Genomic DNA, 12,485 nt, shown 5'->3' with positions numbered 1-12,485 from the left:
CTCAAGCGACAACTATATTAGTATATCACAGCTGCTAACCTATGTCAACACTTTTTTGAAACTTTTTTCAAGTTTTTTTAACCGCAATACACCATAGTCCGTACGGGATTCGAACCCGTGTTACCGCCGTGAAAAGGCGGTGTCTTAACCCCTTGACCAACGGACCTTGAGCTTTTCAACTCTTTCTATTATACCTACTTTTTTACCTTTGTCAAGAACTTTTTTTCCTCTTTACCGAAATTCTGAAAAGATTAGGGAAAAGAGCCAGTTAAACTGACTCCTTTTATTTATCTTGCCAATTAGTCGCACTTTCCTCTCCCCACCAGTATGGGATCAACTCGGCAACCTTGATTGTTTTTCTTGTTTCGTAGTCCATCATGAACTCTGCTTCTTTATTCTCAGCATTCAATTCTAAGAGAAATTCTCTGCAAGCGCCACAGGGCATACCTGACCCTTCGCCGTAGGGAGGTTTGTCTCGAAAGGCGAGGATTTTCTTAACTTTAGTTTGTCCTGAAAATTGATACATATTGAAGAGAGCTGCTCGTTCTGCACAGAGATGAAAAACGCCACAAGTGCCCTCCATACAAAATCCTGTGAAGATCTGACCATCTTCTGCTTCTACTGCAGCAACAACATGGTTAGCATAAACAAAGTCAGAAACTTCATGGGGATTGAATAAGGTTCGTGCTTCTTTATACATCTTTTCCCATGTATCCATCGGAAGTCCTTTTTATTTAGAAATCTCTTTGAGCATATTATCAATATGCTGGATAGATTTCTCACGACCTAATAGGTAAATCGTATCTGGAAGTTCTGGTCCATGCATTTCACCTGATACTGCAATACGAATCGGCATGAAGAGATTTTTCCCTTTGATACCAGTTTCCTTTTGGACTGCTTTGATTTGTGGGAAGATATTTTCTACCACAAACTCATCGTCTGACATGGCTTCGAGTTTGGCTTTAAAGGCTTCAAGTACAGTCGGAACGGTTTCACCAGCCATGACTTCTTTCTCTGCTTCTGTCAATTCTGGGAAATCTGAGAAGAAAAGGTCTGTCAATGGAACAATTTCGTCCACTGACTTCATTTGTGGTTTGTAGAGTTCCACCAATTTCTCAGCCTTGTCTGTCAAACGTCCCGCTTCTTCGAGGAATGGTTTGGCCATTTCAAAGATAGTCTCAAGATCCGCATTCTTAATGTACTCATTGCTCATCCAGTCCATTTTCTTCTGATCGAAGGCTGCTGGAGACTTGCTGAGACGGTTTTCATCAAAGAGGTTAATGAGTTCTTGACGAGAGAAGATTTCATCTTCCCCACCAGGATTCCAGCCAAGAAGAGCGATAAAGTTAAAGACGGCTTCTGGAAGGTACCCTTTCTTACGGTAATCTTCGATAAACTGAAGGGTGTTCGTATCACGTTTAGATAACTTCTTACCAGTTTCAGAGTTGATAATCAAGGTCATGTGACCGAACTCTGGAGCTTCCCAACCAAGCGCTTCATAAACCATGAGCTGTTTTGGTGTGTTGGCAATGTGGTCATCTCCACGGATAACGTGAGAAATTTGCATATCGTTGTCGTCGATGACAACGGCAAAGTTGTATGTTGGGTAACCATCTTTCTTTTGGATAACCCAGTCACCACCGATATTGCCACCTTCAAATTCGATATCACCTTTGACCATGTCATGCCACTTGTAAATACCAGACTCATTCACTGCCAAACGAACAGTCGGGATAATCCCTGCAGCTTCACGTTCTGCGATATAAGCAGCTTTTTCTTCTTCGCTCATGCCGAGGTATTCGTTGATGTAGCGAGGTGTTTCACCAGCGGCTTCTTGGCGTTCACGTTCTGCTGCTAATTCTTCTTCTGTAACGTAAGATTTGTAGGCTTTTCCTTCAGCTAAGAGTTGGTCGATATATTTTTGATAGAGTTCCAAACGCTCAGACTGACGGTAGTTTTCATGCGTCTCTGGACTTTCATCCCAGTCCATACCCAACCAACGAAGGTTTTCAAGCTGTGAACGTTCTCCGTCTTCGACATGACGTTTGCGGTCAGTATCTTCGATACGGATGATAAAAGTTCCACCATGGTGGCGTGCATACAAATAGTTAAACAATGCTGTACGGGCATTACCGATGTGTAATAGTCCAGTTGGACTTGGTGCATAACGCACACGAATATCTTTTGACATATCTTCTCCTATAAAGTCTCTAGGCGTCTGCCTTTTTGCTCTCTATATTATATCACAAGTCTTGCCAGAGTCCAATTTCTCTTTTCGAGAAAAAACAAAAAGAGTGGTAAAACCACTCTTTTTTATTCTATTATAGACGAGCGTTTAGTTCTTTACTCAATTCTTCAAACCCTGGTTTACCAAGAAGGGCAAACATGTTGCGTTTGTATGCTTCGACACCTGGTTGGTCAAATGGGTTGATGGCATTCAAGTAACCTGAAAGGGCAATGGCCAATTCGAAGAAGTAGATAGTGTAACCAAGAGTGAAGGCATCTTGCTCAGGAAGAGTTACGTACATGTTTGGCACGTCACCGTCAGTGTGGGCAAGAAGAACACCGTCAGTTGCTTTTTTGTTTACGAAGTCAACGTCTTTTCCTTGAAGGTAACCAAGTCCGTCCAAATCTTCTTCCAAAGTAGGGATGATCACGTTCTTACGAGGTTTGTCAACGCGGACAACTGTTTCAAACATGATACGAGTTCCTTCTTGGATAAATTGACCCAATGAGTGTAGGTCTGTTGAGAAGTTAGCTGAAGTTGGGTAGATACCTTTTTGGTCTTTCCCTTCTGTTCAAGCACCCCTTGTGGATGCATTTGCTGGAAATTCCCTTGCACTGACTGGCTAGTTTGATTGACTTGCCAATCAACCACTGCGTCATCTATTTTTTCTAATTTAGACCCAGAAGCCTGGACTTTTTGTCCAGGCTCTGAATCAATTTTTTAGACTTTTATTTTTCTAAATTGCTTGATTTGAAATTTTATTATGGTTAAGCAGTTTCAAAAATCTGAATGGTAGAATCTTTATCAATTACTACCGCTTGATCTGCTACAACATGGAGTGTACCAGGAAGGCTCCCCTCTTTTGAACCATCAAAAGAAATCGTGATATGTCCCAGTCCAGTTAAATTTTTTTCTACTACATTTCCTACGGAACTAATCGAATATTCCTGATTATCTACCACCAGCTTGCCACCTTCTAGTATTGAACCTAGCAGATTTTTATTATCAATCTTAAAACAATACTCTGATAAATCTTCCGGTGCTTCTTCTCCAAATAAAATGAGCATATTGGCATCTTGAATCATATTCTGAGCTTCAGACCCTACTTGAATTACTTTAGTTTCAAAAATTTTCTTCATCTGATTTCTATTCATACTTTCTCTAATTTGTCATAAACTTAGGCTTATAGATAAGTTTAACATAATATAGCTACTCTGTTTACATGCGTCTATCAAAGGTCTACTGATAAAGACCAATACTAGCTATCCAAGCAACTAGCACCCGCGGAACACCATTGAGAAAGCGTGAATAAAGTACCGAAGGGACACCAACCTCAACTGTTTCAGCCTTGGCTTCAGATAGGCCGAGTGCTACAGGAATGAAATCACAACCGTTTTGAGTGTTGATAGCAAATAAAGCTGGCAGAGCCATTTGGGGCGGAATAGTCCCTTTTCCGATTTCGACTCCAATTAAAGTTCCAATAATCTGACTAATAACAGCTCCGGGACCTAACAAAGGAGATAGGAATGGTAAGGAACAGATAAAGCCAATTAAAACGAGTCCCCAGATGTTCCCCGCTAGGGGAACCATTAATTTTGCCAGCCAATTTCCAACACCGGATCCTTGAATAACCCCAATCAGCAAGGAAACAAAGGCCATGAAAGGAATTATTGTATTGAGCATTGTTTGGATGGCTTCACGAGCAGCCTGGTTGAAAGTTGCAACGACCTTACCAGCCCCCATCCCAATTCGTGCTACAATACTTGTTTCAGCTTTTTGCTCTGTAATTTTTTTACTAGTATCGTAAGTTGGCTTTTCAGTTACCACAGTTGTCGCTTTTTCGTCTTCATTAGCAGCAGAAATTTGATTAAGGCCAACTGCTGACACATAGATTTCCTCGGTTATATATTGAGCTAGAGGCCCACTTTTCCCTGTAGCAACAATATTTATTGTAGGGATTCCCTTTTTAGGATAAATACCACAGCGAAGAGTACCGCCACAATCCACGATTGCTAAAGCAATTTCCTCATCTGGGATAGAAGTTTTAAACCCATTAACAGCTTCCATACCGGTCAAATCAGCAATTTTATCTACAATATCTGGCTTTTCTCCGCCGCCAGTAATATAGATGAATTTATGCTTAGCTTCACTAGGTGTAATGACCAAAGGTCCTCCGAAACCGCCATTTCCTTTAACAACTTTTATACTCTTATATGACATAATTTCACTCTTTCTATAAATCAAATGTTTTACTCAAGGTAACACCTTGCTGTTTTGCTACATAAGCAGTTGTAAAATCGGTTACCCAACCACCTACAAAGTTCATGACAAGCCCAACAAGCATGTAACGAATGGCTAAGTCCATTTGACTTAAACCTAAAGTTTGAATTCCTGTCGCAATTCCCATCCATACAAATAATTCCCCAGGATTGATATGTGGAAATACACCATTTGAAGTATGGCAAAACTGCATCTGAGCTGCTACAAAACTAGGTTTATAATATTCTGGTAAGAAACGTCCCATACTGATTGCCATCGGATTTCCCAGCATAAAAGCTGAAATGAAAGGTAAAATCATATACCGGCTAACAGGATTTTTGGCAGAAATCTTAGCCAAGGAATTGACCTTCTCTTCTCCCAAGAAAGCGATAAGGGTATTCATTGCAATCAATAGCATCAAGACAAGAGGTACAATATTTGTCATCCAGCTAATAAAGGTTTCTCCACCTAATTGGAAGAGTTTCATAAAACTCTCTGCAAATTCTGTAATGTAATTCATAAGGAACTCCTTTTCTTATTTTTTTTAAATAACTGTTTAATAGATAATTGTAAGTAATCCGCATAAAAGCCGAATCCCAGAAAAGAATCAGAAGAACTTGTCTCTTTCTCAATACCTGCCTCATGCCAAAGATAGACTTTTCTAGCATCTTCTATAGCTGATTGCATCAACTTATTTTCTTTTCTCACAAGAGGATTATACTTGTCAAAATAATGGATGTCTTCTCCAACATAATCGTCCATATTTTGAAAACGCGCTAAGATTGTGACTCCTTGCATTTTGCTAGCTTTAAGAACCCGACCGTTTTCATCAACCGCGAACATGACAATCGTACCGGATTTGATTCTTCCGGATTTTCTGCCAATCGCTACGCGCCCCAGTTTCCGGAGCATCGTATAGGTCTTATTGAAGTCTTTGAGTTGCTGCCAGCCGAGGAACATTTGAAATATATAAGCTGCCATGATAAATACAGCGAAAATTATTAGCGAATTCATTAAAATACTCCTTTGCTCTTAGAAAATGATAGAAATTCTGTCTCTGTTTCTACAGCCCTCAATGCTTCTTTTAGAGAAGGCTCTCCTGCAATTCGAAAAATGTCGTCATACAATTCCAGCAATTCACTTTCCATTTTTCTTTCGATTTCTGAGGGTATGGCGACTAGAAAGATAAATTCAATCCATTCATCTCCTTTTTGATAAGGCTCTTCTAGTTTTCCGAACATTAAAATAGTCTTTGCATAACCCTGGTTAATTGTATGGGGGAAGGCAATTCCTCCACCAAAAATGGTTGATTGCTTTTTCTCCCTATCAATTATCCGATTTCTAAAACCTTCATCAATCATCTGAAGTTTCTCTAACTCTGCAACCATATTTAGCAAGTATTGCTGATAGGTTTTTTGGGGGCTCAACCGAAGAAAACGTAAGCTGACTGTTTCTAGATTTTTTTGATGAAAAGCATTGGCCCTCTGCCATTCTTCCTGCAGCCATTGATCATCAAAAAGATGATTAACTTGAATGACTGGAGATTTAGAATCTTTATATTTTAGAGGAACTGTCGTAAAAATCGCGAAATAGTCCTGATTTAAATCCACATTAAAATCCTCTTCAGAATACTGAGTAATGTCTACATCATTTCCGAGGACTCGTCTGAGTTGCTGAATAATCATCGCAGCAGTTCCTCTTCCTGTTGTGCAAACTACAGCTATCTGCTTGCGAGAACCCTTAACAGCAGAATTTTGCTTTCTTAAAATCATTTCAAAATACAAAGCCAGATATCCGATTTCAGATAATTCCAATTCAGAACCAAAAATTGCAGATAGTTCTTCTCCAGCTATTTTTGCCATTTCAAAAGCAAAAGGATATTGAGTTTGAACCTCGCCATGAAATATATCATTAGCTTGCACATGGAAAATCAGTCGATTGATTAAGGGGCCTAGATGAGATTTGATTTCTTCAAATAATTCTTCATCATCAAAGTGAACCAACATTGTTTCTTTGACTTTCTTGACAATCCCTTGAAAAATCTTTGCAAGCTGTTCAGATTGATAAGATGTCTTGCTTAAAGTGTCAATAAAACGGACATTAAACGGAAAACACAAAAAGTCTATCTCAAACTGACTGAGGGAAATCTTATAAGTCATTTCAATATGATAGATTAATTTCTCAGCTAAAGGTGTCTCTGTTAAATCATTCCTATAGTAAGGAATAGGACAATTCAACACTCTAGATGTATGAATACGCTCCACCATAATTGAAATGGTCTTTCGAAGGAGTTCCTGTGTTTCTTTAGGGATTTTATAGTCCTGAACTAGCGTCTCCAGAAAAGAAGATGTTGCCTCAGTGAGTGTCCTTCCTTCAAAGTAAGGAGCCACTTGGTGAATATATAGCAAGCGCAAATTCAGCTCGCTCCCCAAGACCTCCAGCCCACGGTTGGGCTTTCCTGAAATAGTGATAGAGTAACTCTCTGCCAAAGATTTTACTTGTTTTAAATCCTTATTAAGGGTACTTCTACTAACACCTACTTCCTCAGCCAAGTCGTCAATAAGAAGAGGGGAGGTTGACTCAATTAAACGTTTTAGCAAATAGGCAATTCTTTTACTGGAAGAATTGAAGTCACTCTCCTGTTTTAAACTACCAGATAAAATCCTTTCCAACTCTGTATAGTCATACACTTCTAACATTAACTGATCATCTTGTGCGATAATCTGGATATTAGGAGCCAAAACATCATTTAATTGTTGGATACTCTTTTGCAAGGTTTGCAAGCTAATATCCAGTTCTGAGCGCATATCTAACAAGGAATAAGTTGGCTGCGAGACCATTTTATCTAAAATATTATACCACCGATTTACTAAGGTCAACTCTCTTCCCTACCTTCATTGTTTTAACCGCGAGTTTTACCTCCGGCAATATTTGTAGTGACACCTGTTATATAGCTAGAACGGTCTGAAATATAGAACGCTACAAGATCAGCTACTTCCCGTAGTTTCCCACTCCGTCCCAATGGAGTCGTTGAAGTTGAAGCATAACCAGCTCGAATATCTTCTACCGTCTTTCCACGGGTATAAGCAAGAGCTTCCTCGTAAGAAAGAGTTCGAAGACCCGTAGCTTCCATAATTCCTGGAGCAATTCCAACCACACGTACACCATGTTTACCAAGCTCTTTCGCCCATGAACGAGTGTAACTATAGACTGCCGCTTTCGTTGCAGCATAGGCACTTTGTCCTTCTGAACCTTCCAAGCCTGCTTCTGAAGCCATGTTCACAATTACACCTTTTCCATTTTTCACTAAAATACGTCCTACTGCCTGACTAACCAAATACAAACCTTTTTGATTAATCATTGTTACTTTTTCGAACGTCTCATCGTCCAACTCGTAAGGACCTTTAGGATTTTCTGCATCGATTAATAATCTAGGGACATTAATCCCCGCATTGTTGACTACCGCATCAATATTGCCAAATCTTTCAACTATTTTGGCAACACCCTCTTCTACTTCAGAGCGAGAAGTTACATCAACTTTTACAAACAATAGATTCGGGTGACGTAAATCGTTGTCGCTAAGATCAAAATTCGCTACATTGACTCCTAATTCCAGCAATTCTTCAACGATTGCCTTACCGATCCCAGATGACGCGCCAGTCACAAGAACTGTTTTGCCTTTTATGTTTAACCAATCATTCATTTTGATACCTCTCAAATTTTATTTACAAGGCAATTATACAGCGCTTTCATAAAAGAATTAAGACACTCTTTTTTACACTTTTAAAAAAAATAATAAACTAATTAAGAGGCTTGTACTAAAAATCCACAAGAAATGAACTTGTGGATCTTTTTATATTCTAAATGAACTCAAAGCATATGAGAATCAAAGGCGTGCATTCAACTCAGCACCCAGCTCTTCAAAGCCTGGTTTCCCAAGAAGAGCAAACATGTTTTTCTTATAAGCTTCAACTCCAGGCTGGTCAAATGGATTGATACCATTCAGGTAGCCAGAAAGAGCAATAGCCAACTCAAAGAAGTAAATAGTGTAGCCCAAAGTGAACTCATCTTGCTCAGGCAGTGTCACAAACATATTTGGAACTCCACCATCAGTGTGTGCTAACAGCACTCCATCTGTAGCTTTTTTATTGACAAAGTCAACATCTTTTCCTTGCAAGTAGCCAAGACCGTCCAAGTCTTCTGCCAATTCAGGAATCAGCACATTTTTGCGAGGTTTATCTACACGGATAACTGTTTCAAAGAGGATACGGGTACCTTCCTGGATAAATTGTCCCAGAGAGTGCAAGTCTGTTGAGAAGTTAGCTGAAGTTGGATAAATCCCTTTTTGGTCTTTCCCTTCTGACTCACCAGCCAGTTGCTTCCACCACTCAGAGAAGTATTGCAGAGATGGTTCATAGTTAGCTAGAACTTCTGTCAGATAACCTTTACGGTACAAGATATTGCGTACAACTGCATATTGATATGCTTCATTTTCAGCCAACTTATCAGAAGCATAAGCCTTGCGAGCAGCATTTGCTCCTTCCATTAACTTGCTGATATCAGCTCCTGCAGCTGCGATTGGCAAGAGCCCCACTGCTGTCAATACTGTAAAACGACCACCTACACTATCAGGCACTACAAAAGTATCCCAGCCATTAGCATCTGCTTCAACCTTAACTGCACCTTTAGCGCGGTCTGTAGTTGCGTAGATACGTTGGTTAGCTTCTTCTTGACCGTACTTCTTAACCAAGAGTTCTTTGAAGACACGGAAAGCAATAGCCGGTTCAGTTGTTGTACCTGATTTAGAAATCACGTTTACTGAGAAATCTTTGTCTGATACATAGTCTACCAAATCAGCCAAATAGCTTGAAGAGATAGAGTTTCCAGCATAGAGGATCTGAGGTGCCTTGCGTTCTTCCTTTCTTTGCAAGTTTACAAATGAATTATTCAAGAAATCAATAGCTGCACGAGCTCCTAAATAGGAACCACCAATACCGATTACGATCAATACCTCACTATCAGATTGGATTTTAGCAGCAGCCTTTTGAATACGAGCAAATTCATCTTTGTCATATTCTTCAGGTAAGTTCAACCAGCCAGTCATTTCTGCCCCAGGACCTGTACCATTTCGCAGAGCAGAATCTGCTGCAGTCACTTGAGGCTGCATATAATCTAGTTCATGTGGTGCAACAAATTTATCTAATACTTTTGAATAATCAAATTTAATATGTGACATAATATTCCTCCAAAATTTCTTCTCTTCTATCATAACCCTTACCTTAGATTTTTTCAAGTTTTTATACTGAATTTTTCCAAATTTTATCATAATTTAAACATTTGCGTAAAAACGCTAAAATATTAAAATTCTGAAAGGACGAATAAAAACGGCTAGAGATTCTAACCGTTACAATTCATTCAATAAATACTCAAATAATTCTAAGTTGCCATCCTCTTTATTGACCAAAAATTCTGGATGCCACTGCAAACCAATAATACGGTGTTCATCGATAGATTCGATTGCTTCAATCGTTTGGTCACGTGGATCTACTGCAGTTACGCGGAAATTAGGTGCCAAGTCTTTAATACTTTGACGATGAACTGAGTTTACTTGACTTTCTTTACCAAACAACTTGGACACAACACTTCCTTCCACTGTCTCAATAGAATGTGAAGTCCCAAAAGGTAGACCTTGCCAATGACCTTCAATATCCTGATTGAGTGTCCCACCAAAGGCAACGTTGACAAGCTGAACGCCACGGCAAATGGCCAAGATTGGCTTGTTCTGACGCAAGGCTTCTTGTAGAAGAGCTAGCTCAAACTCGTCGCGAGCTAGATTATAGTCATCGCTATCAATTGTTTTTTCCTCACCATAAAACTGAGGATGAACATTTTGTCCCCCAGTCAAGATGAGCTTATCAATCATTTCTACATAGTCATGGACCACCGACTCATCACCAACCGGAATGACCAAAGGAAGTCCGCCAACCTGACGAATACTTTCAGCAAATTTACAGGATACAGATGAGTGGATGTTTTTTCCTTCTGCGTCTACAGGACATAGGTTTGCCGCTACTCCAACAACTGTTCTTACCATTACTGACTTCCTTTCGTTCTCCATTGATAATCTTATCTTATCACCCTTACCCACTCCTGTCTAATATGTATTTTTTAAGTCCGTGATAAAATTTTTTTATCAGAAAAAGTTGCCCAAAATTAGGACAACTTTTTTGCTTATTCAAAGACAAATTGATTATGGTACAGTTCTGAGTAGAAACCGCCAAGTTTGAGCAACTCGTGATGATTTCCACGTTCAATAACCTCTCCATCTTTGAGGACAATAATCTGATCGGCATTGAGGATGGTCTTGAGACGATGGGCAATGACAAAACTGGTTCGTCCTGCTACAACCGCCTCCATGGCATGTTGAATCTTGCTTTCTGTTACGGTATCCACATTGGAAGTCGCTTCATCTAAAATTAGGACTTGAGGATCTGTCATCAAGGTCCGAGCGATGGAAATCAATTGTTTCTGCCCAGTCGAGAAGATATTTTGCTCATCATCAATAAGGGTATCATACTTGTCAGGCAAGCTTTCAATGTAGTCATGAATATGAGTTGCCTTGGCAGCTGCTTCGACCATTTCCTGACTGGCATCTGGCACACCAAAGCGGATATTGTCTCGGATCGTTCCACTAAACAAGACCGAATCCTGCAAGACAATCCCGACCTTGCTCCGCAGGCTGTCCAAGTCGTAGTCACGGATGTCTTTGCCATCAAAGCAAATGCTGCCTGCATCCACATCGTAGAAACGATTGATGAGGTTCATGATGGTCGTTTTCCCTGAGCCAGTCGGACCGACAACTGCTATCATCTGCCCCTTAGGAGCTGAAATGCTAACATCTTTTAAAATCGGCTTGTCTGGCACATAAGAGAAATCAATGTGACTGATTTCAACGCCTTCTCGCAATTCCGTAAAGGCAGGCGCATTTTGCGGACGAATTTCTTCTTCTGCATCGAACATTTCTTGGATACGATCCGCTCCAGTAAAGGCCAACTGAAGACTGCCCCAGCTAGCAGCAACCTGGATAATGGGCTGGTAGTACTGCTGAGAAAATTGGGTAAACATGACAATCAAACCTAGGGCTGTCGTTGTTTCGATACTTGGATCGTTCAGCAAGACCGCAGAACCAGCAAAAATGACGATGGCTGTATTGACCAAGCTCATCCCATTCATAACTGGAAAGAGGATACCTGAGAACATTCTTCCTTTAAAGGTTGCCTTGCGCACGCGCTCATTTTGCTCCACAAAGCCTGCTACGATGTCATCTTGAATTCCTTGTACGATAACAGCTTTCTGACCTGAAATACTTTCGTCCATGTAGGCGTTGAGTTTCCCAACCTCTTTTTGCTGGAGATTGGTGTACTTGCGGGCCATTTTCACGATGAAGACCAACATGAGAAAGGCCACCGGGGTGCTGGCTACTGTTATCAGAGCTAGCGTCACATTTCTTGAAAACATGACAAAAATCAAACCGATGTAAAGAGCAATATTGCTCATAACCTGAACTAGACTTTCATTGAAGGCTTGAAGGATGTTGTCCAAGTCACTCGTGAAGCGAGAGAGGATGTCACCATCCTGATGGCGGTCAAAGAAAGAAACCGTCAAACGAGAAAGTTTGCCAAAAAGCCCCTTACGCATCTCATTTGTCGACTCGGCAATCACACGGGTCATCAAGGTCATGTAAATCAAACTGGATACCACTAAGGAAAGGACAACCAGAGCTAGATTCAGCATCAGAGCCGATAAACTCTGCCAGGCTAGTTCGGAAGTTCCATTTTGATAAGCCAGAACTAGGTTAGCAAGCTCTGTTACTGCTTGACCTGAAAAAACTGGAAAGAGGGCTTGGGAAATCGTCGCAATCGCAACCATCAGAATCACAACGACAAAGGAGAGCTTGTAGACTTTAAAATAATTCCAGAAAAATCGAACGGTTTTCATT

Annotated in this window: 11 protein-coding genes, 1 tRNA gene and 1 pseudogene; all 13 read right to left on the bottom strand. The window is 40.3% G+C overall.

Annotated features, from left to right (window positions below; all coding sequences use genetic code 11):
* Positions 1–94 precede the first annotated feature (94 nt).
* Positions 95–166: transfer RNA gene (locus D8847_RS08690), tRNA-Glu, on the bottom strand.
* Positions 167–283: 117 nt separating this feature from the next.
* Positions 284–718: a cytidine deaminase family protein gene (locus tag D8847_RS08685; protein WP_125841294.1), complete on the bottom strand. Its 435-nt coding sequence runs from the start codon at positions 716–718 to the stop codon at positions 284–286.
* Between the two features lie 12 nt (positions 719–730).
* Positions 731–2,191 carry a glutamate--tRNA ligase gene (gene gltX, locus D8847_RS08680; RefSeq protein WP_125841293.1) on the bottom strand — a complete coding sequence of 487 codons (1,461 nt, stop codon included), beginning with the start codon at positions 2,189–2,191 and terminating at the stop codon, positions 731–733.
* 130 nt (positions 2,192–2,321) lie between these two features.
* A pseudogene (pgi, locus tag D8847_RS08675) lies at positions 2,322–2,798 on the bottom strand (glucose-6-phosphate isomerase); the annotation flags it as partial.
* Between the two features lie 196 nt (positions 2,799–2,994).
* A complete protein-coding gene (locus tag D8847_RS08670) occupies positions 2,995–3,366 on the bottom strand; it encodes a PTS glucitol/sorbitol transporter subunit IIA (protein ID WP_033585537.1) in 372 nt (123 codons plus the stop codon).
* Positions 3,367–3,466: 100 nt separating this feature from the next.
* On the bottom strand, positions 3,467–4,447 hold the full coding sequence (locus D8847_RS08665) for a PTS glucitol/sorbitol transporter subunit IIB (protein ID WP_000120696.1): 981 nt from the start codon (positions 4,445–4,447) through the stop codon (positions 3,467–3,469).
* A gap of 13 nt (positions 4,448–4,460) precedes the next feature.
* On the bottom strand, positions 4,461–5,006 hold the full coding sequence (locus D8847_RS08660) for a PTS glucitol/sorbitol transporter subunit IIC (RefSeq protein WP_001106813.1): 546 nt from the start codon (positions 5,004–5,006) through the stop codon (positions 4,461–4,463).
* Positions 5,003–5,500: a transcriptional regulator GutM gene (locus D8847_RS08655; RefSeq protein WP_001086644.1), complete on the bottom strand. Its 498-nt coding sequence runs from the start codon at positions 5,498–5,500 to the stop codon at positions 5,003–5,005. The genes D8847_RS08660 and D8847_RS08655 overlap by 4 nt, the downstream gene beginning before the upstream one ends.
* Positions 5,500–7,326, bottom strand: a complete 1,827-nt coding sequence (locus D8847_RS08650; RefSeq protein WP_080980480.1) for a BglG family transcription antiterminator — start codon at positions 7,324–7,326, stop codon at positions 5,500–5,502. Before D8847_RS08650 ends, D8847_RS08655 begins: the two co-directional genes overlap by 1 nt.
* A 62-nt stretch (positions 7,327–7,388) precedes the next feature.
* A complete protein-coding gene (locus D8847_RS08645; protein WP_038804195.1) occupies positions 7,389–8,189 on the bottom strand; it encodes an SDR family oxidoreductase in 801 nt (266 codons plus the stop codon).
* 183 nt (positions 8,190–8,372) lie between these two features.
* Entirely contained in the window at positions 8,373–9,722 is a 1,350-nt protein-coding gene (locus D8847_RS08640) for a glucose-6-phosphate isomerase (RefSeq protein WP_000018239.1), read from the bottom strand.
* A gap of 168 nt (positions 9,723–9,890) precedes the next feature.
* On the bottom strand, positions 9,891–10,580 hold the full coding sequence (locus D8847_RS08635) for a gamma-glutamyl-gamma-aminobutyrate hydrolase family protein (RefSeq protein ID WP_049501510.1): 690 nt from the start codon (positions 10,578–10,580) through the stop codon (positions 9,891–9,893).
* Positions 10,581–10,717: 137 nt separating this feature from the next.
* On the bottom strand, positions 10,718–12,484 hold the full coding sequence (locus D8847_RS08630) for an ABC transporter ATP-binding protein (protein WP_125841292.1): 1,767 nt from the start codon (positions 12,482–12,484) through the stop codon (positions 10,718–10,720).
* Position 12,485: the final 1 nt, after the last annotated feature.

The organism is Streptococcus mitis, from assembly GCF_003942795.1.
GTDB lineage: Bacteria > Bacillota > Bacilli > Lactobacillales > Streptococcaceae > Streptococcus > Streptococcus mitis_BJ.
This window is presented reverse-complemented; position numbering and strand designations above follow the sequence as displayed.